Annotated in this window: 20 protein-coding genes and 1 pseudogene; 10 read left to right on the top strand and 11 right to left on the bottom strand. The window is 73.1% G+C overall.

What is annotated here, in order from left to right; all coding sequences use genetic code 11:
- Positions 1 to 23 precede the first annotated feature (23 nt).
- Positions 24 to 929, top strand: a complete 906-nt coding sequence (locus AY578_RS14475; protein WP_258902442.1) for a DUF3800 domain-containing protein — start codon at positions 24 to 26, stop codon at positions 927 to 929.
- Positions 930 to 963: 34 nt separating this feature from the next.
- Here AY578_RS14475 and AY578_RS14470 read toward each other — a convergent pair whose 3' ends face one another.
- Positions 964 to 1,866, bottom strand: coding sequence for a Vgb family protein (locus tag AY578_RS14470; protein ID WP_258902441.1), 903 nt, complete (start codon positions 1,864 to 1,866; stop codon positions 964 to 966).
- A gap of 101 nt (positions 1,867 to 1,967) precedes the next feature.
- On the opposite strand from AY578_RS14470, the gene AY578_RS14465 reads away from it, so the two are divergent.
- The gene (locus AY578_RS14465; RefSeq protein WP_037778452.1) at positions 1,968 to 2,645 is read left to right on the top strand and encodes a maleylpyruvate isomerase family mycothiol-dependent enzyme; all 678 of its coding nucleotides are present in this window, start codon (positions 1,968 to 1,970) and stop codon (positions 2,643 to 2,645) included.
- A gap of 94 nt (positions 2,646 to 2,739) precedes the next feature.
- On the top strand, positions 2,740 to 3,429 hold the full coding sequence (locus tag AY578_RS14460) for a copper homeostasis protein CutC (protein WP_028960631.1): 690 nt from the start codon (positions 2,740 to 2,742) through the stop codon (positions 3,427 to 3,429).
- 181 nt (positions 3,430 to 3,610) lie between these two features.
- On the opposite strand, the gene AY578_RS14455 is transcribed toward AY578_RS14460, so the two are convergent.
- The gene (locus tag AY578_RS14455; RefSeq protein ID WP_251143468.1) at positions 3,611 to 5,701 is read right to left on the bottom strand and encodes a HelD family protein; all 2,091 of its coding nucleotides are present in this window, start codon (positions 5,699 to 5,701) and stop codon (positions 3,611 to 3,613) included.
- Positions 5,702 to 5,975: 274 nt separating this feature from the next.
- Here AY578_RS14455 and AY578_RS14450 point away from each other — a divergent pair, with 274 nt between their 5' ends.
- Positions 5,976 to 6,161, top strand: a complete 186-nt coding sequence (locus AY578_RS14450) for a hypothetical protein (RefSeq protein WP_019523909.1) — start codon at positions 5,976 to 5,978, stop codon at positions 6,159 to 6,161.
- Between the two features lie 100 nt (positions 6,162 to 6,261).
- Here the strand turns inward: AY578_RS14450 and AY578_RS14445 are convergent, their stop codons facing one another.
- On the bottom strand, positions 6,262 to 6,993 hold the full coding sequence (locus AY578_RS14445) for a GbsR/MarR family transcriptional regulator (RefSeq protein WP_019523908.1): 732 nt from the start codon (positions 6,991 to 6,993) through the stop codon (positions 6,262 to 6,264).
- A gap of 224 nt (positions 6,994 to 7,217) precedes the next feature.
- On the opposite strand from AY578_RS14445, the gene AY578_RS14440 reads away from it, so the two are divergent.
- Both AY578_RS14440 and AY578_RS14435 read left to right on the top strand, forming a co-directional pair.
- Positions 7,218 to 8,174 (top strand): ATP-binding cassette domain-containing protein, encoded by a 957-nt coding sequence (locus AY578_RS14440; protein ID WP_019523907.1) that lies wholly within the window; start codon positions 7,218 to 7,220, stop codon positions 8,172 to 8,174.
- Positions 8,171 to 8,965 (top strand): ABC transporter permease, encoded by a 795-nt coding sequence (locus tag AY578_RS14435; protein ID WP_028960634.1) that lies wholly within the window; start codon positions 8,171 to 8,173, stop codon positions 8,963 to 8,965. Before AY578_RS14440 ends, AY578_RS14435 begins: the two co-directional genes overlap by 4 nt.
- 77 nt (positions 8,966 to 9,042) lie before the next feature.
- Here AY578_RS14435 and AY578_RS14430 read toward each other — a convergent pair whose 3' ends face one another.
- Together AY578_RS14430 and AY578_RS14425 are read right to left on the bottom strand one after the other, a co-directional pair.
- Positions 9,043 to 10,686 carry a DNA repair helicase XPB gene (locus AY578_RS14430; protein ID WP_019523905.1) on the bottom strand — a complete coding sequence of 548 codons (1,644 nt, stop codon included), beginning with the start codon at positions 10,684 to 10,686 and terminating at the stop codon, positions 9,043 to 9,045.
- 240 nt (positions 10,687 to 10,926) lie between these two features.
- Positions 10,927 to 13,598: pseudogene (locus AY578_RS14425) on the bottom strand (helicase C-terminal domain-containing protein).
- 117 nt (positions 13,599 to 13,715) lie between these two features.
- On the opposite strand from AY578_RS14425, the gene AY578_RS14420 reads away from it, so the two are divergent.
- Together AY578_RS14420 and AY578_RS14415 are read left to right on the top strand one after the other, a co-directional pair.
- On the top strand, positions 13,716 to 14,687 hold the full coding sequence (locus AY578_RS14420) for a hypothetical protein (RefSeq protein WP_136238247.1): 972 nt from the start codon (positions 13,716 to 13,718) through the stop codon (positions 14,685 to 14,687).
- Between the two features lie 242 nt (positions 14,688 to 14,929).
- Positions 14,930 to 15,559 (top strand): HAD family hydrolase, encoded by a 630-nt coding sequence (locus AY578_RS14415; RefSeq protein ID WP_258902440.1) that lies wholly within the window; start codon positions 14,930 to 14,932, stop codon positions 15,557 to 15,559.
- Here AY578_RS14415 and AY578_RS14410 read toward each other — a convergent pair.
- Complete coding sequence (locus tag AY578_RS14410; protein ID WP_136238246.1) at positions 15,541 to 15,816, bottom strand: hypothetical protein; 276 nt, start codon at positions 15,814 to 15,816, stop codon at positions 15,541 to 15,543. The genes AY578_RS14415 and AY578_RS14410 overlap by 19 nt on opposite strands.
- Before the next feature lie 164 nt (positions 15,817 to 15,980).
- Here AY578_RS14410 and AY578_RS33855 point away from each other — a divergent pair, with 164 nt between their 5' ends.
- Positions 15,981 to 16,364 carry a cold-shock protein gene (locus AY578_RS33855; RefSeq protein ID WP_019523900.1) on the top strand — a complete coding sequence of 128 codons (384 nt, stop codon included), beginning with the start codon at positions 15,981 to 15,983 and terminating at the stop codon, positions 16,362 to 16,364.
- Positions 16,365 to 16,430: 66 nt separating this feature from the next.
- Here the strand turns inward: AY578_RS33855 and AY578_RS14400 are convergent, their stop codons facing one another.
- The 4 genes from AY578_RS14400 to AY578_RS14385 form a co-directional block, all read right to left on the bottom strand.
- The gene (locus AY578_RS14400; protein WP_215189343.1) at positions 16,431 to 17,288 is read right to left on the bottom strand and encodes a 1,4-dihydroxy-6-naphtoate synthase; all 858 of its coding nucleotides are present in this window, start codon (positions 17,286 to 17,288) and stop codon (positions 16,431 to 16,433) included.
- Positions 17,285 to 17,974 (bottom strand): futalosine hydrolase, encoded by a 690-nt coding sequence (locus AY578_RS14395; protein WP_019523898.1) that lies wholly within the window; start codon positions 17,972 to 17,974, stop codon positions 17,285 to 17,287. Before AY578_RS14395 ends, AY578_RS14400 begins: the two co-directional genes overlap by 4 nt.
- Before the next feature lie 23 nt (positions 17,975 to 17,997).
- Positions 17,998 to 18,477: a DUF2771 domain-containing protein gene (locus AY578_RS14390; protein WP_106432475.1), complete on the bottom strand. Its 480-nt coding sequence runs from the start codon at positions 18,475 to 18,477 to the stop codon at positions 17,998 to 18,000.
- 61 nt (positions 18,478 to 18,538) lie between these two features.
- A complete protein-coding gene (locus AY578_RS14385; protein ID WP_019523896.1) occupies positions 18,539 to 19,969 on the bottom strand; it encodes an MFS transporter in 1,431 nt (476 codons plus the stop codon).
- A 377-nt stretch (positions 19,970 to 20,346) separates the two neighbouring features.
- Here AY578_RS14385 and AY578_RS14380 point away from each other — a divergent pair, with 377 nt between their 5' ends.
- The gene (locus tag AY578_RS14380) at positions 20,347 to 21,273 is read left to right on the top strand and encodes a DUF3027 domain-containing protein (protein ID WP_019523895.1); all 927 of its coding nucleotides are present in this window, start codon (positions 20,347 to 20,349) and stop codon (positions 21,271 to 21,273) included.
- A 56-nt stretch (positions 21,274 to 21,329) separates the two neighbouring features.
- Here the strand turns inward: AY578_RS14380 and AY578_RS14375 are convergent, their stop codons facing one another.
- Positions 21,330 to 22,136, bottom strand: coding sequence for a hypothetical protein (locus AY578_RS14375; protein ID WP_251143090.1), 807 nt, complete (start codon positions 22,134 to 22,136; stop codon positions 21,330 to 21,332).
- Between the last annotated feature and the right edge of the window lie 154 nt (positions 22,137 to 22,290).

Raw genomic sequence — 22,290 nt, 5'->3', positions numbered from 1 at the left:
CCGAGTGCTTTCCGGGAGGCTCGTTGTACCTGTGCTACATCGACGAGGCGGGGAACGGTCAGACCCTCGACCCCTCGCGACCGGACGCACCACCGGTTCTCGTCGTCGGTGGCTTCACCGTCCACGACTCCTGCATCAAGCAGTTGACCTGGGACTTCCTGACCGTCAAAAAGACGTACCGGCCGCAGCTGGGCCGTGCCCGGCATCTCTCCGAGGTGATCCACACGGAGGTCAAGGGGGCCGACGTCCGTAAGGACATCCGCGTGGGGAACCGGGACCGGCGCCGGGCTGCGACGCTCCTCGTGGACTCGGTCCTCGGCCTGCTGGAGCGCTACAACGCCCGCGTGCTGGCCCGGGTGTGGGTGAAACAGGAGGGTCACGCCGTGAACGAGACGGGGGTGTACAGCACCTCGGTGGGAAGCCTCACAGAGACCTTCCAGGCCCAGCTGCTGGACAGTCACTCGCGCGGCGTGATGATCCTCGACAGCCGCACCAAGTCGAAGAACGCGCCGAACGTCCACTGCGTCACGACGCGCAAGTACCGCGCGGGCGGTGACCTGCTCAAAGGTGTCATCGAGTCCCCCGTCTTCGGGCACAGTGACACGCACACGCTGCTACAGCTCGCGGACCTGGTGGTGTCTTCCCTGCTCTTCCCCATCGCCTGTCACGCCTACCTGGGCGACGTGGCGTGGAACGTGCACTGCGACGATGCGTACCGCCCACTGCGGGAAGAGTTCGGGGAGCGGCTGAAGAAGCTCCAGTTCCGCTACCAGGACCCTTCGGGCAAGTGGCGCGGCGGCATCGTGGTGTCCGACCGCCGGACCGCGCAGCCGTCGAGTCCGATGTTCAGGCCGGGGAAGGCCGACGCGCACGCGGTCATGATCCCGGTGCAGCAGTCGGGCGGTGGCAGTCTGCCGAGCGGGGTGTAAAGAGGGGCGTACATGAGGCCGGCCGGCCTCACCCTCACGGCAGCCGTCGGTCCACCCGCGCCACCCCGCCCGTCTCCAGGGCCGTCCACAGGGCGCCGTCCGGGCCCAGCGTGATGCCGTGGGGTTCGGAGGACGGGTCGGGGAGGGGGTGTTCGGTGATCTCGCCGGTCCCGGTGACGCGGCCGACGCGGCCCGTGCCCCATTCCGTGAACCAGCACTCGCCGTCGTCGGCGGCGACGATCGCGTGCGGTTTGGCCGAGCGGTCGGGGAGCGGGAGCTCCGTGATCCGGCCGTCCGGCGTGATCCTGCCGATCTGGCCGGCCAGGATCTCGGTGAACCAGACGGCGTCGCCGTCGGCGGCGATGCCGACCGGCCCGGCGGCGTCGGTGGGCAGCGGGTGCACGACGGTGCCGCCGTCGACGGTGATGCGGCCGATCGCGTTCGCGCCGTTCAGGGTGAACCACAGCGCGTCGTCCGGGCCCGTGGTGATCGCGGAGGGGAAGCCGCCCGCGACCGGGAGCGCGAACTCCGTGATCTCCCCGTCGACGGTGATCCGGCCGACGCGGTCACCGGTCGTCTCCGTGAACCACAGCGCGCCGTCCGGCCCCGCCGTGATGCCGTACGGCCCGCCGCCGGCGGACGGCAGCGGGAAGGACGTCACCTCGCCGCCCACGGTGACGCGGCCGATCCGGTGGTCCTGGAAGCGGGTGAACCACAGGGCGCCGTCCGGTCCGGGCACGATGACCGTGGGACGGCAGTCGGGCGCGTCCAGGGTGTACTCCTCGTACACGCCGTCGAGGGTGAGGCGGGCGACGCCGCCGCGGTGCACCAGCGTGAGCCAGAGCGCGCCGTCGGGGCCGGCCGTGATGCCGTACGGCCCGGCCTTGTCGTCCGTGAGGCGGAACGCCGTGACGGAGGGGGTGTGGGGGAACGGCACATCAACTCCCGTGGGGGACGGTCACTCCGGCACCCTCTCGGGGCGAGGCGCTCCGGCGCAACCTCGTTTCGTGCCCGGGGCCCCGCGACTAGCGTGGTCGCATGACGACTCCTGCGGATGTGCACGAGGTACGGGACCCCGAGCTGCCGGGACGGCTGCTGAGCGTCGAGCGGGACGCGCTGCTCCCGCTGCTGCGGGCTCGCGGCGACGGCGACTTCACGCTGCCGGTGACGGCGTGTCCGGGCTGGACGGTACGGGACGTGCTGGCGCACTGTTCGGCGGCGCTGGCGCGGGTGGTGGAGAGCCGGTACGACAAGGACGTGTTCTCGCCGGCGGCCAACCAGCGGGACATCGACGAGCGGGCCGGCTGGACCAATGCCGAGGTCCTCGACGAACTGGAACGCGGAATGACCGAGGCCGGTCCTGTCATCGCCAAGGCGGGCGGACTGCTGGACGGGGTGGCGCTCGGCGAGTGGGTGCACGCCGGGGACGTGCGCGTGGCGCTCGGGGAGCCGGGGGCGTACGCGGGCTCGGGCCTGCCGTTCGCGCTCGCGCTGCTCGCGCAGGTCACCAGCGCGCGGGGGCACGTGCCGCTGCACGCCGACCTGGACGACGCGGACGAGCCGGTACGGCTGGGCGACGCGTCCGGGGAGCGGCCCCCGGCCCGCTTCATCGGCGACGGGCCCACGCTGGTGCGGCTGTACGCGGGGCGACCGGTGGACGGGGTGTCGTACGAGCTGGCGGGTGTCGACGCGGCGGAGCTGAACATCTTCGGCTGAGCGGTGGGTGGGGCGTTTCCGGGGCCGGGACCGGGCGTAGGCTTGGATTGGACTAGACCTGTAGGAGCCGTTCCGAGCCGACGAATGGGGCCCCATGAGCAAGCGTGCAGTCCTGGAGGTGATCGCCCTCGACGTCGAGGACGCCGTCGCCGCCCAGGCGGGAGGTGCGGACCGCCTCGAGCTGGTCACCGACATGGCGGCGGACGGGCTGACCCCCGCGGCATCGACGGTGACGGCGATCCGCGCGGCCGTGGACATCCCGGCCCGGGTCATGATCCGGCTCGCGGACGGTTTCGCGGCGGGCGCGGTGGAGCGGCTGGTCGCGGCGGCGCGCGAGATGCGGGAGGCGGGGGCGGAGGAGTTCGTCCTCGGCTTCCTCGACGCGGACGGCCAGGTGGACCTGGCGGCGGTGGAACGGGTCGCGGCGGAGCTGGAGGGGTGCCGGTGGACGTTCCACCGTGCGATCGACCACGCGACGGACCGGGACACGGTGCGCAAGCAACTCGCGGACTTTCCCGGGCTGGACACCTACCTGACCGCCGGATCGGCGGAGGGGGTGGACGCGGGCGTGTCGGTGCTGTGCGCGGAGGCGGCGCGGCGCGGGGAGCCTGGGTACGGGCAGCAGTTGCTGGTGGGGGGCGGGCTGCGGTTGGAGCACGTGCCGGGGTTGTTGGACGCGGGGGTGGACGCCTTCCACATCGGGGGCGCGGCGCGGCCGGAGGGTTGGACGGGGCCGGTGTCGGCGGAGGCCGTGGCTCGGTGGCGGACGGTGCTGGGAGGCTGAGTCGCCTCTGACGCCGGGCGCGGGTGTTCGCACAGCCCGGCGCTTGCGGGTGCCGTCCGCGCCCACCCGTGCCGCCTGGGGGTGCCTCCCAGACCCTTGAGGCACTGGGGGAGGCACGAATGCCCGCGGGCCGGGCCGGGTGGGTCGGTCCGCGGCGCGTTCGCGGGGGCGGGGCGAGCGTCTACGTCAACTGCGCCGGCAACGGCGCCCCATGCGTGATGATCAGGCCCGACACCGCTCGGGTCAGGGTCACGTACAGGCGGCGCAGGCCCGTGCGTTCGTCCGGTTCCGCGTCGACGATCGCCTGGGGTTCGTCCAGGAGGACGTAGTCGTATTCCAGGCCCTTCGCCAGGGAGGCCGGGACCAGGGTGAGGCGGGTCGACTCCGTTGTCTCCTCGCCGGGGGACACGTGGGGCAGGCCCGCCGCGGCCAGGGCTTCCGTCAGGGCCGGGATGCGGGGGTCCGCCGCGATCAGGCCCACCGAGCCTTCGCGGGTGAGCAGTTCGCGGCATGCCGCCAGCACCTCGTCCGTCCCCGAGGCGTCGCGGACCTCGAAGAAGCCCGGGTTCTCGCGGATCGACGCCACCGGGGTGAGCCCCGGCGCGATGTGCGGGAGCAGGCGGGACGCGTACGTGATGACGTCCGTCGGGACACGGAAACCCGCCGTCAGCTCCTCCACCACCGCGTCCGGCTTGCCCAGGTGGGTCAGCGCCTCCTCCCAACTGCGCGTCGCCCACGGCGTGGTGCCCTGCGCCAGGTCGCCGAGGACCGTCGCCGAGCCGGTCGTGCAGCGGCGGCCCACCGCCCGGTACTGCATGGGGGAGAGGTCCTGCGCCTCGTCCAGCACCACGTGCCCGAGCGACGGCGTGCGCTGGATCAGGTCCGCCGCCTCGTCGATCAGCACCGTGTCCGCCGCGGACCACTTCGCCGACTTCACCGACCGCGCCGGCTTCGCCCAGAGGACCGCCTTCTGCTCCTGCTCGTCGAGCAGCCCCTCCGCGTGCTCGGCAAGGAACTCCGCGTCACTCAGCAGCCGCAGCACCAGCTTCGCCGGGTCGACCGCCGGCCACACCGCCTTCACCGCGGCCTTCACCGCCGCGTTGCGCGCCACCGCGTCCTGCACCCGGTCGTCCGGCGCCTCGCCCGCCCGCTCCATCTGCACCAGCACCGCGTGCGCGATCCGCTGCGGCAGCGCCTCACGGGCGGCCCCGTAGCGGATGTCCCGGTCCAGCAACTGCCGCACGATCTCCTCGAGTTCGTACGCCGGGACGCGCCAGCGGCGGGAGCCGCGCACCACCACGACCGGTTCCGCCGGCATCGTCACGTGCGAGTACAGCGCCCGCCGCAGCACCTCCGCCATGCGCGCGTCGCCCTTGACCGTCGCCGCCGTCGCGTCGTCCGTGCCGCGCACCTCCACGTGCGCCACCAGGTCGTCCACCGTGGCCTGCGCGACCGTGAGCTCGCCGAGGGCGGGCAGCACCTGCTCGATGTAGTGGAGGAAGGAGCGGTTCGGGCCGACGACGAGCGTGCCCGTACGGGCCAGCCGCTCGCGGTGGGCGTACAGCAGATACGCGACCCGGTGCAGGCCGACGGCTGTCTTTCCGGTGCCGGGACCACCCTGCACGCACACGCTGCCGGACAGCCCGGACCGTACGATCTCGTCCTGCTCGGGCTGGATCGTCGCCACGATGTCGCGCATGGGGCCGACGCGCGGGCGCTCGATCTCCTGCTGGAGCAGCTTGCTGGTGGTCGCCGCCTCGGCCGGGTCGGAGAGGTGTTCGTCCTCGTACGCGGTGAGGTCGCCGCCGGTGTAGCCGAAGCGGCGGCGCAGCCCGATGTCCATCGGGTCCTTCTTGGACGCCCGGTAGAACGGCTGCGACACCGGCGCACGCCAGTCGATCACCATCGGGTCGCCGTCCGCGTCGTGCACATGCCGGCGCCCGATGTAGAAGCGTTCTCCTTCCGCCCCCTCCGCCTGCCCGACACCCGGCGCGTGCAGATAGTCGAGGCGGCCGAAGAACAGCGGAGTGTCGCTGAGATCGGCCAGCGCCTTGATCCGCTCCTCGATCTGGTGCTGCAGCACCGCCGCGTTCACCCAGTTGGCCGTGACGTCACGGATGTCGAGCGCCTCCACGTCCTCCCGCATGGCGCGCAGGGCGGCGCGGGACGCGGTGAGATGGGAGCGTTCGCGGGCGAGGGGGTCGTCGGACGGGGTGGCCGGACCGTCCACGGGGTCGTGCGCGGGCTCGTCTACGGGCGTGGACGCGGACAAGGGAGTGCCTCCGAGGGACCTGCTGCCGGGTGTGCTGCGAGGAAGGAATGCCGGCCGGTTTCCGTCCGGACGGCGGCGCTCCGTGAGGGAGGCGGGAAGAGAGCGGAGATTCTAGGCCGTGGGGTGGGGGTGGTCCAAACGGTTTTTCCACCCCTTAGGGGTCACCCCGTCCTGCCTGAGAGGGACGGCTCGTCCCGCAGACGTACGCGGCGGCCCGGCGGTCCGGTCCCGTGGGCCGATGCCCGGACCGGGGTCACGGAGCAACCATGAGTGCATGAGCGCAGCCACCGTCCACCCCACCAGCCCGCCGGTCCGCCCGGGCGGCGCCGCCCCGGCCGAGGGCAGTCACCCGCACCGCGTCGGTGACGCCCTGCGCGCCGTGAAGGTGTTCCTCGGCGCGGCCTTCGACGTCATCCTCCTCGGCGAGTACGGCCAGGAGGCCGGCGTCCGCCGCCGCTAGGGCCTGTCCGGAGGATCATGCCGAGGACGCGGGGTCTGGCACGCCCACCTGGGTTGCAAGACGCTGCGCCTTTCCCCCGACTTGATCCGCCGGACAGGCCCTAACCCTGCTCCGCACTCTCGTGCGGCTTCCCGTGCAGCAGGTCCCGCGCCTCCTCCGCCGCCCGCAGCATGGTCTCGGAGACGAAGTCGAGGAACCGCGCGGCGTTCTCCAGCCGTGTCGCGGCCGGTGTGCCGGGTCCCATGACGTCCACGCCCTCCCGTGAGGTCGCCGCGATCTGCGCGGTGGACCGGGCGCTGGCGGCCATCGACCGGTACCAGATGTCCTCGTCGAAGCCGTAGCGCTCCCGCCGCCCGCCCTCGTCGCGGAACCGGCGCACGAGGTCCTGGGTCTCCAGGAACGCGATCGCCTTCGACACCGACGCAGGGCTGACCCGGAGCCGCTCCGCCAACTCGGCGGCGGTGAGGCTGCCGGAGTCGCTGAGGGTCAGACAGGCCATGACCCTGGCCATCATCCTGGGCGTGCCCGAGGCGATGAAGACGGTGGTGAGCGTCTCCTCGAACGCCCGCACCGCTTCCGGGTCCCGCCCGTACGCGTCCGGCGCCGCCTTCGCCTGCCGCGCGCCGCGCCTGCGCCGGTGGGCGCGCTGCTCGGTCGCGCGCTGCGCCAGCTCGGGGCGGTAGGCGGTGGGGCCGCCGTTGCGCATGACCTCCCGCGTGACCGTCGACGTCGGACGCTCCAGCCGCCGCGCGATCTCCGCGTACGCCAACCCGTCGGCCAGCCCCGACGCGATCTGCTGGCGCTCCTGCTGAGTGAGCCTGCCTCCGGGCAACGCGGGTCTCCTTCATGGGCGGTGGGGGAGTCGAGCATAGCGTTCACTCCCTTTTAATTGCAACGAATCGCGGGTGCTCATGTTGCGTTAAATCTCAATACGTTGCAACGATTCGAATGCGCTGAGCTGCATGAACAGTATCTGAGTGCAACAAGTTAGTTGCTGTCTTTATAAACGCAACGTAGCGTTTCCGGTGTCAGAAACAATGACCCGAAGGAGCGCACATGACCGGCTCGGCCATCGCGGCGAACGGGCTGCGCAAGGCGTACGGCGACAAGGTCGTCCTCGACGGGGTCGATCTCGCCGTCGACGAAGGCACGATCTTCTCCCTGCTCGGGCCGAACGGCGCGGGCAAGACCACGGTCGTCAGGATCCTCTCCACGCTCGTCGGCGCGGACGCGGGCGACCTGCGGGTCGGCGGGCACGACCTCGCCGCCGACCCGCAGGCCGTGCGGGCCGCGATCGGCGTCACCGGACAGTTCTCCGCCGTCGACGGTCTGATCACCGGCGAGGAGAACATGCTGCTGATGGCGGACCTGCACCACCTGCCCCGCCGGGAGGGCAGGCGCGTGGCCGCCGAGCTGCTGGAGAAGTTCGACCTCGCGGACGCGGCGAAGAAGCCCGCGTCCACCTACTCCGGCGGCATGAAGCGCCGCCTCGACATCGCCATGACCCTGGTCGGCGACCCGCGGATCATCTTCCTCGACGAGCCCACCACCGGACTGGACCCGCGCTCCCGTCACACCATGTGGGGCATCATCCGCGAGCTGGTCGACGGAGGGGTGACCGTCTTCCTCACCACCCAGTACCTGGAGGAGGCCGACCAGCTCGCCCACCGCATCGCCGTGCTGCACGACGGCCGCATCGCCGCCGAGGGCACCGCGGAGGAGCTGAAGCGGATCGTCCCCGGCGGACACGTACGGCTCCGCTTCACCGACCCCTCCGCCTACCGGTCGGCCGCCGCCGTCCTGACCGTGGCCGCCCCGGACGACGCGGCGCTGACCCTGTCCCTCCCCAGCGGCGGCAGCCAGCGCGAACTGCGCGCCGTGCTCGACCTGCTCGACTCCGCCGGAGTGGAGGCGGACGAGCTGACCGTGCACACCCCCGACCTCGACGACGTCTTCTTCGCCCTGACCGAAGGCGCCACCGTCCCCGCTCCCTCGAAGGAGGCCGTCCGATGAGCGCCCCGCAGACCCTCTCCCTCGCCCTGCGCGACTCGTCCACGATGGGGCGCCGCAACCTGCTGCACGCCCGCCGCTACCCCTCCCTCACCCTCAACCTGCTGCTCACACCGGTCATGCTGCTCCTGCTCTTCGTGTACGTCTTCGGGGACGTGATGAGCGCCGGAATGGGCGGCGGCGGCCGGTCCGCGTACGTCGCCTACCTGGTGCCGGGACTGCTGCTGATGACCGTCGGCTCCACCGCCGTCGGCACCGCGGTGTCCGTGTCGATGGACATGACCGAAGGGATCGTGGCCCGCTTCCGCACGATGGCCATCCACCGCGGCTCGGTGCTCGTCGGGCACGTGGTCGGCAGCGTGCTGAAGGCCGTCCTCAGCGTGGTCGTCGTGGGCCTGGTCGCCGTGGCGATCGGCTTCCGCTCCACCGACGCCACCGCGCTGGAGTGGCTGGCCGCCTTCGGGCTGCTGGTGCTGTTCGCGACGGCGCTCACCTGGATCGCGGTCGGCATGGGGCTCGGCGCCCCCAACGCGGAGGCCGCCAGCAACAACGCCACCCCGCTGATCCTGCTGCCCCTGCTGTCCAGCGCCTTCGTCCCGGTCGACGGGATGCCGGGGTGGTTCCGGCCGATCGCCGAGTACCAGCCCTTCACGCCGGCCATCGAGACCCTGCGCGGGCTGCTGCTCGGCAGCGAGATCGGGAACGACGGGTGGCTGGCCGTGGCCTGGTGCGTGGCGCTGGTGCTGCTCGGCTACTTCTGGTCGACGGCCTCCTTCGCCCGCGACCCGAAGTGAGGACGCGTACACCCGCCCGGACGAGCAGCGGCCCCGGTGCGCCAGTCGCACCGGGGCCGCACTCGCCGCGGGGGGCGTCAGCTGTCCGCGAGCAGTTCGTCCGCGTCGACGATCCGGTACGCGTACCCCTGCTCGGCCAGGAACCGCTGCCGGTGCGCCGCGAAGTCCTGGTCGATGGTGTCGCGGGCGACCACGGAGTAGAAGTGCGCCTGGTGGCCGTCCGCCTTCGGCCGCAGCACACGGCCCAGGCGCTGCGCCTCCTCCTGGCGGGAGCCGAAGGTGCCCGACACCTGGATGGCGACCGTCGCCTCCGGCAGGTCGATGGAGAAGTTCGCGACCTTCGACACCACCAGCACGCTCAGCTCGCCCTGCCGGAACGCCTCGAACAGCTTCTCCCGCTGGGCGTTGGACGTCTCGCCCTTGATGACCGGCGCGTCCAGGTGTTCGCCCAGCTCGTCGAGCTGGTCGATGTACTGGCCGATGACGAGGATCTGCTGCCCCGCGAAACGCCGGACGATCGCCTCCGTCACCTTCTGCTTGGTGGCGGTCGTCGAGCAGAAGCGGTACTTCTCCTCCTGCTCGGCCGTCGCGTACGCCAGCCGCTCGGAGTCGGTGAGGTTGACGCGGACCTCGACGCAGTCGGCGGGCGCGATGTAGCCCTGCGCCTCGATCTCCTTCCACGGCGCGTCGAACCGCTTCGGCCCGATCAGCGAGAACACGTCCGACTCGCGGCCGTCCTCCCGCACCAGGGTCGCGGTCAGGCCGAGGCGCCGCCGGGCCTGGAGGTCGGCGGTGAACTTGAAGACGGGCGCGGGCAGCAGGTGCACCTCGTCGTAGAGGATCAGACCCCAGTCGCGGGAGTCGAACAGCTCGAGGTGGGGGTAGACGCCCTTCCGCTTCGTCGTCAGCACCTGGTAGGTGGCGATGGTGACGGGGCGGATCTCCTTTTTCGTGCCGCTGTACTCGCCGATCTCCTCCTCGGTGAGCGACGTCCGCTTCACCAGTTCGTGCTTCCACTGACGGGCCGAGACGGTGTTGGTGACGAGGATCAGCGTGGTCGACTTCGCCTGCGCCATCGCGCCCGCGCCGACCAGCGTCTTGCCGGCGCCGCAGGGGAGGACGACGACGCCGGAGCCGCCGTGCCAGAAGTTCTCCACGGCCTGCTTCTGGTACGGGCGCAGCGCCCAGCCGTCCTCGACCAGCTCGATCGGGTGCGCCTCGCCGTCCACGTACCCGGCGAGGTCCTCGGCCGGCCAGCCCAGCTTCAGCAGGGTCTGCTTGATCTGGCCGCGCTCCGAGGGGTGCACGGCCACGGTGTCCGGATCGATACGGGCGCCGACGAGAGGGGCGACGCGCTTGGAGCGCAGCACCTCCTCCAGGACCGGGCGGTCGGTGGTGGTGAGGACGAGACCGTGCGCCGGGTGCTTGAGCAGGCTGAGCCGGCCGTAGCGGTCCATGGTCTCGGCGATGTCGACGAGCAGCGCGTGCGGCACGGGGTAGCGGCTGTACTGCACCAGCGCGTCGACGACCTGCTCCGCGTCGTGACCCGCGGCCCGCGCGTTCCACAGGCCCAGCGGGGTCACCCGGTAGGTGTGGATGTGCTCGGGGGCGCGCTCCAGTTCGGCGAACGGCGCGATGGCGCGACGGCAGTCGTCGGCCTGCTCGTGGTCGACCTCGAGGAGCAGGGTCTTGTCGGACTGGACGATGAGCGGACCATTCACGCGCGGCTGCCTTTCTGCGACGGGCTCGGCACGGGCACTGCACGGCCAAACGTCCAGTTTGCCTGATCACATTCCAGACCGGACCCGGAGTGTCCTCAGAGGCGCGTGACTGCAGCTCCCTCAGGGGCGCGGAACTGCAGCTCCCTCAGGGCGCGGGGCTGTGTCGATATGCGGCTGGCGCCGCGTGGGCGCGACCAGGTACGACGAACCCGCGCCTACCCACCCCGCGCAGCCGCCCCCTCACTCCGCGAGTTCCGCCACCCCCGTGATCCGATGCAGCGGATACGTCCGCACCTCGTCCGCAGTGTGGTCGTACGCAGTAACGAACCCACCCTCGACCCGAATGGGCGCGATGACCCGCTGACTGGCCGCCCCCTCCGCGTTCACGTACCCGATCCACAACGTCTCGTTGGTCAGCACCGCCGCCTGCAGCGTCGCCAACGTGTCCGCCGCCGACGTACGCGGCAACTGCCCCGGAGCCACGTCCCCCGCCTCCCCACCGACCGGCTTCCGCGGCGCGGTGGACGCGAGGTCCCCCGCCCGAACCGCCCGGATCGCGGCAGCGAGCAACGTGTCGTCCGGCACCGGCGGCCCGTCCGGCACCGGCTCGGGAGGCGTCCGCGGAGGCGTCCGGTACGCGTCTGCCCGCGCGATCAGCACATCGCCCTCCGCCGACTCCGCGGCCGGTGCGAACCCCATCGCCCGCAGCCCCTCCAGCAGCGCCGCCGGATCGGTCCGCGCCGCCAGCACCGTCGGGGCGAGCCGCCGCAGTCCCAGCCCGGCGGCGCGCTTGTCCGCGAGGATCTCGTTCAGCACCGCGTCGTCGTCGCACCGCACGTACGACGAGGCCGCGCCCACCCGCAGATGCCCGTGCCGGCGGGCCACGTCGTCGATCAGATACGTCAGCGGCTGCGGCACCGGCGTACGCGAGTGCGCGGCGAGGAAGGCATGCAGGTCGGCGGCGGACTGCCCGGCGTCCAGGGCGCGCCGTACCGAGGCGGGCGTGAACCGGTAGACGGTCGCCCCGCCCTTCGACTCCACGTCCGCGAGCACGCCCAGCATGTCGGCCAGCGGACGCTCCAGCGGGCCGGGCGCGACCGCCGTCAGGTCGGCCTGGAGCAGCACGTGGTCCAGCGGCTCGGGCAGCAGCGGTTCCAGCAGCCGGGCGGCCGCGGCGGCGGCTGTCGCCTGCTCGGCGGGGGAGAGGACGGCCGGCGGCGGGGTGTGCCGGTGGTGCACGGGCAGCTTGTCGCCCGGCCCCGTGGGCTCGGTCTCCGCGTCCGCGTGGTGGGGCGCGGGCGGCGCGCCGATCAGCGCGCGCCCGTGCGAGGAGAGCGCGCCGCGCCCGGTGATGCCGAGCATCTCCGCCTCTGCCAGCGTCCAGCGGGCCAGCCGCGACCGCAGGTCCTCCTCCCCGCCCGCCCCGCTGCCGCCGTCGGCCGGATACCCGGGTGCCGCGGCCCCGCGGGCCGCGGCACCCGCGCCCCTTCGGCGGGCTGCGCCGGCGTACGGCGGGCGTACGGGGAGGGCGCGCCGCCCCCGGCGCGGTCCGCGCGCGGGGGCCGTTCCCAGCGCAGGCGCGCCAGCAGCGACTCGGTGTTGGGCGCGGCGCCCTCCGGGAGTCCCGCCAGCAGGGCCAGCACCCGGTGCCGTACCTCCGGGGCGGCCGAGCGGTCCAGGCCCGGGCCGAGCGCGGACAGCGTGCGGTCCTTCGCGTCCCGCTCCCCGACCAGCCCCGGCGTCCGGGTCGCCGCGAGCCACGCCGTGGCCAGCCGCGCCCACCGCTCACCGGCGGGCCGCTCCCGCCACTCGTCGTACGCCGGGGTCGCCGCGTACCGCTCGTCGGCCTCGCCGTCGGACGCCAGCAGTCCGGCCGCGTAGGCCAGTTCGACCCAGAACGCGGCCACCGGCTCGGGCACGTCCAGTGCCACGGCGGTCCGCTTGAGGTCCCGCACGCTCAGCCCGCCGGCCCGCAGCACCGCCGGCCCGCCCTCGTGCCAGTCCTTCAGCAGCTCCTCGACGGTCGCCAGCGCCGTGTACGCCTGCCCGGCCGCCGTCGCGTCCACGATCCGGGCACTGTGCGCGGCGGCCGCCTCGACCGGCGGCGGCACCGGCTCCGTCGTCCGGTGCGCCCGCCCGGCGCGCAGCCGCAGCGCCACCTCGCGGGGCAGAACGACCGTGCCGGGCGCCGTCGGCAGCAGCAGCCCCCGGTCGAGCAGCCAGCGCAGCCGGGGCGCCGGATCGGCGGTGACCTGCCCGTACGGCGGGCCCCACACCAGCCGCTCCAGCACCTCCACCGACTCGCTCGGCGCCTGGTCGAGCAGCGCGGACATCCGCTCAGGGTCGCTGAAGAGGTCCGCCAGCGCGGTCAGCGCGGAGACGGAGTCGTGCGTCGACGGCAGCCCGGCCGTCGTCAGGATCTCCTGGATACGGCCCGGCGAGATCCCCGCGCCCGCCTCCCGCACGGTCGGGCCGAGACCGGTCGGCGACGGGTGCTGCGGCGACGGCGCCAGCAGCTCGCGGGCGGTGCGCACCAGACGCAGCCGGTCGTCGCCGCCCCACACCAGGGCCTGTTCGCGGAGCGTGCCGAGGGCGTGCGGCAGCGCGGCGGACACCGCCGGGTCGCCGTCGTCGCCCGCCATCAGCCCGAGCAGCTCGTCGTACGTCGCCGGGTCCGACGCGACCGCCAGCGCCTGCGCGGTCTGCAGCGTGAACCGGTCGAGGCGCTCCAGCGCGCGGACCACCGAGGCGCGCGTGCCCGCGCGGGTCGCGAGCTGGGTCAGGTCCGTGGGCACGGGCGTGATGAGATCCGGCCGGCTGCGCAGGAGCGCGGCCAGGGAGGCGTCGTCCCGCCCCCGGAGCGCCTCGGCGAGGGATCGGGGGGCCGCCGCGGGGTTCTCCTCGGTGCTCATCCGCATCACGTTAGCGGGTGGGTACGTCCGTGGCGTGCCGGGAGTTGGGCCGGGTCGCCGCACTCGCGGTACCGTCGGGCGACGGTGTCCCGACGCATCCGTCCCGGAGGGGACTTCGTGGGTATCGAGAGTGACCAGGTCGTCTACGAGTATCTGAGCCGCGTCGGCGACGTGGCGCAGCAGCGGCAGTTGCCGTCGGCGGCGCGGATGCGGCTGGTCGCGGAGCTGCGCGACCAGATCGACCGGCGTCGGGCCAAGGCGGTGGTGGATTCGCCCGCCGCGGTGCGGCGGATCATCGCGCGGATGGGGACGCCCACGGAGGTGGTCGCTGCCGCGGAGGACTCGGCTCCGGGAGCTGCGCCGGGCGCGTCGGAACGGGACCGGCCTTCGGGTGTTCCCGTGCAGCGGGAGGCGAAGCCGGCGGGCGGGATGTTCCGGAAGGTCGTCCCCCGGCCCCGGTCCTCTGCGTCCGAGGCTGTGCCCGCCGCTCCCGTGGAAGCGCCGACGCCGCCGCATCGGGCCGGGCTCGACGAGGTCGGGGACAGCGGGAGCCGGCCCGACTGGTGGCGGGTGGACAGCGGTCCCTTCGGGGTGGGGGACGAGGTGCCGGGGTTCGTCGGCGGGGTGGAGATCCCCGAGCTTCTGAAGCGGCCGGCGCCGAAGGAGGAGGAGCAGGCGGCCGAGGCGGCGCCCGCTGCCGAGGCGGTCGAGGAGGTGCCCGCTCGGCGGAGGCTGCTGCGGCTGCCGTCCCGGCGGTGGAGCAACCCGCTGTTGCTGGTCGCGGCGGCCTCTCTGGTGGTGGGGGCGGTGCTCGGGAACTGGTTCGCGCTGATCCTGGGGTGGCTGATCGCGTATGCCTCGCGGCGGCTGAGTCCGGGGGAGGTGAAGGCGGCGGTGGTCGTGCTGCCGGGGCTGTCGCTGATCGGGGGGATGGTGTGGCTGTGGGGGCGTGCGGTGGGGCGATGGGGTGAGCCGGTGGCCGAGGGCCAGATGAACGCGGCGCTGACGGAAACGTGGCCGTGGGTGATCCGCACGGCGGCGGTGACGTCGGCGCTGTTCCTGGTATGGCGCTCCCAGCGCCAACGCTGAGGGGGTTCGGCGGGAGCGGGGGCGTTCGGGCACCGGCGCTCCCCATGCCCACGTGGGTGGACGTTGCCGGGGGGTGTTCGCGCAGCCCGGCGCTTACGGGGTGCCGCCGCGCCCACCCGTGCCGCCCCTAGCGGCACGACTGCCCGCAGCTGGGGCGCCCTTCAGGGGCGCGGGGAACTGCGCGCTCAGCCCCGTACCACCCGCACCCGGCGTCGCAGAGCGCGTCGCGGACAATGGCCGGCATGGCCAACACGACCCCACCCGCCCCCACCGTCGGGTTCGACCTCGACATGACCCTCATCGACTCCCGGCCAGGGATCCGCGCCTGCTACCTCGCCCTCGCCGACCGCACCGGGACCCACATCGACGCCGATCTCGCCGTCAGCCGGCTGGGCCCGCCCCTTGCGGAGGAGCTCGTCAACTGGTTCCCCGCCGAGCGGGTCGACGAGGTCGCCGACCTCTACCGCGCCATGTACCCCGAGTACGCGATCACCCCCACCCTCGCCCTCGAGGGCGCGCCGGAGGCGATAGCGGCCGTGCAGGCGCAGGGCGGGCGGGCGATCGTGGTGACCGCGAAGTACGAGCCCAACGCCAAACTGCACCTCGCGCACCTCGGGATCGAGCCGGACGCCGTGATCGGCGGCCTGTGGGCCGAGCAGAAGGCGCTGGCGCTGCGCGAGCACGGCGCGTCCGTGTACGTCGGCGACCACACGGGCGACGTGCGCGGAGCCCGCACCGCGGGTGCGGTGTCGGTCGCGGTCGCCACCGGCCCGTGCGACGCGGCGGAACTCCGGGAAGCCGGCGCGGACGCCGTCCTCACCGATCTGACGGAATTCCCCCGCTGGTTTTCGGACTACTGCTCGGACAACTGACCGGAAACCGCACGGGCGGCCCGCGCCCGCCGTCGTCCCGCGGCGGCGGAACGCAGTACACCGGCGGCCGCGACGGCGAATCCGACGCCCATGAGCATGCTCAATCCGAACATGTACGTCGGAAAGGGCGTCGTTCCGAGGAACAGCGGGGCGACCGTGACCAGAGTGGCCACGGCGCCGACGAAGAAGACCAGGGCACCTGCACGGACCAGCCCGTCACCGGGCTGGGCGGAATTCGCTTGGGTTTTGTCACGCACCGCACCAGGGTAGTTCCCTGCGCGAGGGAACGAGGCGGTGACGTCTTGTCACCGGCTCGAAGACCATTAGCCTGGGTACCGGCGGGTCATCGGGCCCGCCCGAGTGCTATCAAGAGCCGTTTTCCGATGCAGTTTTCCCGACGAGTACGAGGACGAGGACAGACGTGCCTACCGGCAAGGTCAAGTGGTTCAACAGCGAGAAGGGCTTCGGCTTTCTCTCCCGTGACGACGGCGGCGACGTCTTCGTGCATTCCTCGGTCCTCCCCGCCGGAGTCGAGGCCCTGAAGCCGGGGCAGCGAGTGGAGTTCGGCGTGGTCGCCGGGCAGCGCGGCGACCAGGCACTCTCCCTGACCATCCTGGATCCGACCCCGTCGGTCGCGGCCGCCCAGCGCAAGAAGCCCGACGAGCTGGCCTCGATCGTGCAGGACCTCACGACGCTGCTGGAGAACATCACGCCGTCGCTGGAGCGGGGCCGTTACCCCGACCGCGCGGCCGGCAAGAAGATCGCCGGGCTGCTCCGCGCGGTCGCCGACCAGCTGGACGTCTAGCTAGCCCCCCATGGGACAACCGGCCAGCCCCCCGGGACCACCGGCCAGACCTCCGGGACCACCGGTCTACGGGAACCGCAGCGCGTCCGGGCCGAGGGGCGGCACCAGCCCCTCGGCCGCCGCGCGGGTGAGCAGCCCGCGGACGGCCGCGTAGCCGCTCTCGCCGAGGTCGGCGGTGAACTCGTTGACGTACAGCCCGATGTGCTGGTCGGCGACGGCCGGGTCCATCTCCTGGGCGTGCTTCATCACGTACGGGCGGGAGGCCTCCGGGTCGTCCCAGGCCGCCCGCACGGATGTGCGGATCGCGTCCGCGAGACGGGTCAGCGTCTCCTCGCCGAGCGCGCGCCGGGCGAGGATCGCGCCGAGCGGGATCGGCAGGCCGGTGGTGTTCTCCCAGTGCTCGCCCATGTCGGCGAGCTTGTGCAGCCCGTAGTTCTGGTAGGTGAAGCGCGCCTCGTGGATGACGAGACCGCCGTCGACCCTCCCGTCCCGCACGGCGGGCATGATCTCGTGGAACGGCATCACCACGATCTCGCCGACCCCGCCGGGGACGACGTCCGCCGCCCACAGCCGGAACAGCAGGTACGCCGTCGACTTCTCGCTCGGCACCGCGACCGTGCGGCCCGTGAGGTCCGTGCCCGGCTCCCGGGTCAGCACCAGCGGCCCGCAGCCCCGCCCCAGCGCGCCCCCGCAGGGCAGCAGCGCGTACTCGTCGAGGACGTACGGCAGCACCGCGTACGACACCTTCAGCACGTCCAGCTCGCCGCGCTCGGCCATGCCGTTGGTGATGTCGATGTCGGCGAAGGTGACGTCCAGGGCGGGCGCGTCCGGCACGCGGCCGTGGGCGAGGGCGTCGAAGACGAAGGTGTCGTTCGGGCAGGGCGAGTAGGCGATGCGCAGCCGCTGCTGCTCACTGGTGGTCATGCCGTGTTCCAACTTTCCAGGACGGGCGCGAGCTTCCCGAAGCCCTCGGTGAGGGCGGCCAGGGCGTCGCCGATACGCCAGGCGGCGCGGTCGCGCGGGCCGACAGGGTTCGAGACCGCCCGCACCTCCAGGACGGGCACGTCCTGCGCGGCGGCGGCCTCGGCGACGCCGAAGCCCTCCATGCCCTCGGCGAGGGCACGGGGATGACGGGCGCGCAGGGCGTCCGCGCGGGCGGCTGTGCCGGTCACCGTGGACACGGTGAGCACGGTGCCGGTGCGCGCGCCGGACGCGGCGGCCACCGCCTCGGCGAGGGACGCGGGCGGGTGATGGGTGACGGTGCCGAAGCCGAGCTCGGTGACCGGCAGGAAACCGTCGGGCGTCTCGGCGCCCAGGTCGGCCGCGGTGATCGCGTCGGCGACGACGAGGGAGCCGAGGGGCGCGTCCGGCGCGAAGCCGCCGCCGATGCCCGCGCAGACGACGAGGCCGTAGGGGCGGCCCTCCAGGGCGGCGGCGGTCAGCGCGGCGGCCGTCGACGCGGCGGCGGCCGCCGGGCCGACCCCGGCGGCCAGCAGGCCGGGCCCGCCCGTGACGCGGTGCACGACCGCGCCGGGCAGCCGGCGCTCCCGTACCGGCCCCGGGAACGCCTCGGCCACCGCGTCCCGCTCGGCGGGGACCGCGGTGGCCACGAGAACGCGTGCGAGGGACGTGATCAGTCCTCGTCCTTCTTCAGCCGGAAGGACCACAGACCGGTGGCCTCGTTCTCGCCGCCCTCCTTGACCGACACCAGGGTCGAGTCGCCCTGCGCGCCGTACTGGGCGTTGAAGAACACGCTGCCCGGGATGGCCTGGTAGGTCTTCTTGGTGGACTCGACGAGCGGCTGGCCGTTCAGCAGGATCGTCCAGCTGTTGTCGGCGATGTCCGGGTCGACGCCGAAGCGCACGGTCTCCGTCGGGTCGACCTTGATCTCGTGGATGTCCTTGTCCTGCAGGCACTTGTTGAGGGCCTCGGTGGTCAGGGCCTTGCCCTCGCCACCGCAGGTCGCCTCGGAGCTCACCGAGTCGCTGCCCACCGTGATCGTGGAGATCGCCGTGGGCTTGTCGCAGGCGGACAGGAGAAGCAGTCCGGCGGATACGGCGCCGGCGGCGGCGACGGCGCGGCGGCGTCGCACAGCGGATTGCAACGTGGTCATGGCGGAAGGCTATCGGTCAGGTGTGCCCCGCCCGCCACGCGGGGTACGGCGTGGCCCCTGGTTACGCCACTCGCGGGCGCCCGGCGTGCCCCTGACGGGCCGAACGGAGCAGCCCGCGGACGGTCGTCAGCCAGCCCGCGCCGACGATCGCGGCACCGACCGCGAGCCCGAGCGTGCCGATCAGCGGCATGGCGATGCCGATCGCGCCGCCCAGCACCCACGACATCTGCAGCAGCGTCTCCGACCGTGCGAAGGCGGACGTCCGCACCTGTTCCGGCACGTCCCGCTGGATCAGCGCGTCCAGCGACAGCTTGGCCAGCGCCTGCGCGAACCCGGCGACCGCCGCGAGACACGCCACGAGCACCGCGCCGAAGAAGACCGCCGCCATGATCGCGGCCCCCAGCACCACCGCCACCACCGTCACGATGATGATCTCCGGCGCGCGGGACCGCAGTCCCGCCCCGACCGCCGTGCCCAGCGCGTTGCCCGCGCCCGCCGCCACGCCCACGATGCCCAGCGACACCGCCGCGCTCTGACCGGTCATCGGATGCTCGCGCAGCAGGAACGCCAGGAAGAAGATGAGGAAGCCGGTGAGGCAGCGGATGGAGGCGTTGGCGCCCAGCGCGTGGGTGACCGCCGGGCCGACCGTGCGCAGCCCGGGTTTCTCCGCCTTGCGGTGCGGCCCGTGCAGATGCTGCTCGTCGGCGGCGAGCAGCGCCACGGCCTCACCCTTGGCGGAGTCCACCTTCGGCGGCAGCCGGAACGACAGGAACATGCCGGCGACGAACAGCACGAACGCCCCGTACAACGGCCAGCGCGCGCCCAGATGCTGAAGGCCCGCGCCGATCGGCGCCGCGATCCCCGTGGCGAGCAGGCCGCCGAGGGTCACCCGCGAGTTCGCCTTCACCAGGGAGAAGGCGGGCGGCAGCAGCCGCGGCACGACCGCGCTTCTGACCACCCCGTACGCCTTGGACGCCACCAGCACGCCCAGCGCCGCCGGATACAGCTCCAGGCCGCCGCTGACCACCGCGCCGGACAGCACCAGCGCGAGCAGCGCACGCGTCAGCATCGCGCCCGCCATGGCGGCCCTGCGGCCGTGCGGCACCTTGTCGAGGAGCGGGCCGACGACCGGGGCGAGCAGCGTGAACGGCGCCATCGTGATGGCCAGGTAGAGGGCGACGCGCCCGCGCGCCTCGTCGGTGGGGACGGAGAAGAACACGGTGGACGCCAGCGCGACCGTGATCATCATGTCGCCGGCGCCGTTCACCCCGTGCAGTTCGATCAGCTTGCCGAGGCCGGACTCGCCCGCGCCGTGCGCGTGGGTCACCTTGCGGATGCCGCGAGCGGTTCTGGTCACCGGGAAGTGCAGCGCCCGGCCGAACGCGCGAAGACGGCCGCCCGCCCGGACCGTGCCGAGGCGCCGGCCGCGTCCCTTGCCCCCCGGGGTCCCACCGGTACCGGTGGCGTCCTGGGGTGTCCTCGCGGTAGCCACGACGTCATAGTGCCCCGAGTTGGCGGTGCGTAGTGCCGTAACACCGGGTACAGGGCCTTCGGTGCCACTGTACGGCCGAACGCGCCGGGGCGGCGGGCGGGCGGCCCGCGGACGCCGGCGGACCGCCCGCCCGCCGCCCCCCGGGCGCCCCCCGGCGCCCGACAAACCGGCGCGCGCCGTTCCGTAACAACCGTCGGTGTAGGCCCAGCGCACGCGAGCAGGTAGCGTGCGTATCTCAGCCATCCCGCAGAATGGATGGTGGGCGCGCCCGAGCACGATGCGGCGCGGACGTCGACGCGGTCCCCCGGTCCGCTCCGTCCGCCCCCCGCGCTGGGAGTGGCGCACTCGTGAGACGGCGTAGGAGAGAAGCGATACCTGTGAGCGCAGCGACAACGCGAAGCCGCACCCCCGACCGTCTGTGCGCCGAGGCCGTCGACCTCGCCCGTGCCGCAGCCGAGGAGGCCGCCGCGCCCGGGGTCGTGGGCGAGCACGAGGGGATGGTCTCCGAGGGCGACCGCGTCGTCACGCACTACTTCGGGTGCCGCGAGCTCGGTTACCGCGGATGGCGGTGGGCCGTCACCGTCGCCCGCGCCTCCCGCGCCAAGATCGTCACGGTGGACGAGGTCGTCCTGCTGCCCGGCCCCGACGCCGTCCTGGCACCCGAGTGGGTGCCGTGGAGCGAGCGGCTGCGCCCCGGCGACCTGGGCCCCGGCGACCTGCTGCCGACCGAGGCCGACGACCCGCGTCTGGAGCCCGGTTACACCGGCGCGGACGAGCCGCCGCCGAACTCGGCGCTCACCGAGGACCTTGCGGACCTCGTGGACGCCGAGGACGCGGAGGTCACCGGCGGCAGCCCCGCCCAGCAGACCGTCACCCCGTCCCGCGGCTCGATCGCCGCGGTCGCCGAGGAACTGGGCCTGCGCCGCGCCCGCGTCCTCTCCCGCTACGGGCTGCACTCCGCCGCCGCCCGCTGGGAGGAGGCGTTCGGCCCGAAGACCCCGATGGCGCAGGCGGCTCCCGCCTCCTGCGAGTCCTGCGGCTTCCTCGTCCCGATCGGCGGCTCGCTGGGCCAGGCGTTCGGCGTGTGCGCCAACGAGTTCTCCCCGGCCGACGGCCGGGTCGTCTCCCTCGCCTTCGGCTGCGGCGGCCACTCCGAGGCCGCGGTCATGCCGAAGACCCCGCAGCCGGCCCCGCCGGTCATCGACGAGACCCGCGTCGACCCCTTCCCCCTCCGCCCGTCCCCCGATTCGGGCTCGGTCCCGGCGACGGAGGACGCGTCGTCGGCGGAGCTGGGGCACTCGTAGCGCCACCCGAGGCGGCACGCCACGGAGGCGTGCCGCCGCTCACGGGGGCCCCTCGCTCACTCGTCCTCGAAGATCTCCTCGGCCTTCGGAACGGTGACGGCCCGGGCGAGCCAGCTGCGGAGAACCTCGGGGTCGCCGCACTCCGTGACGCGGCTGCGGACGGCGTCGGAGATGTCGAGGCCGCGCTGTTCGAGGACGAGCAGCACGTCTTCGGCACGGCCTTCCGCGCGGGCCTCCGCGCGGGCTTCTTCCCTGATCTCTTCGACGAGGTAGGACTTGTAGAAGGAAAGGTCCACGGCCACCAGGTTCCTCCAGACGTGCTTGGCCGGGTACTTGCCCAGGCCCTGTGCGGTGAATTCGACGATGGGGTCCGCGATGTCCTCGGGCGCGTCCCGCAGTGCGGTGGACAGGGCCTTCAGTATCGCATCGACACATGGTTCGGCGGCGTGTGTGATGGCCGCCAGGCTGGCCAGGACGAGGTCGGCGCGGGCCTCCTCCGGGTCCGTGATCACGGGCATGTTGTGCGGTCCCGCGACCACGGGGCGCAGGGTGAGCGTGGGGAGCTGGGGCGGTCCGCTGGACACGGCGCGCTGGGCCCAGGCGGCTGTGGCGTGGTCCTGGCAGACGACCAGGAGCGCGGTCGGAAGCCGGTACTTCGTCCACAGGTACGCGGTGTAGTACGCCCAGCTCGCCGGCTTTTCCACGTCCCGCTTGCCCTGGGACTCGATGGTCAGAAGGAAGGGGCCCTCCGCCTCGGTCTCGAAGCGGAGGAGTGTGTCGACCCGGCGTTCGACCGGTCTCGTTTCCGTGAGGTCGGTCGGCAGAACGGCTGCCTTCGTCGGCCGCGGGATGTCGACCCCCAGATAGCGGGAGACGCGGCTGAAGAGTCCCGGGTCGTGCTAAAAGATCCGGTGCATTGCCTCGTGGGGCGGGCTGACCATGGGGTTCCTGGGCTCCTACGGAATTCTGGGCTGAGGCGTCGAGCGTAGGAGCGCCAGGGTGCGAACTTCCCATCGA

Source organism: Streptomyces thermocarboxydus (assembly GCF_024760485.1).
Classification (GTDB): domain Bacteria; phylum Actinomycetota; class Actinomycetes; order Streptomycetales; family Streptomycetaceae; genus Streptomyces; species Streptomyces cellulosae.
Note: the sequence above shows the minus strand (reverse complement) of the source record. Positions and strands in the feature narration are given on the sequence as shown.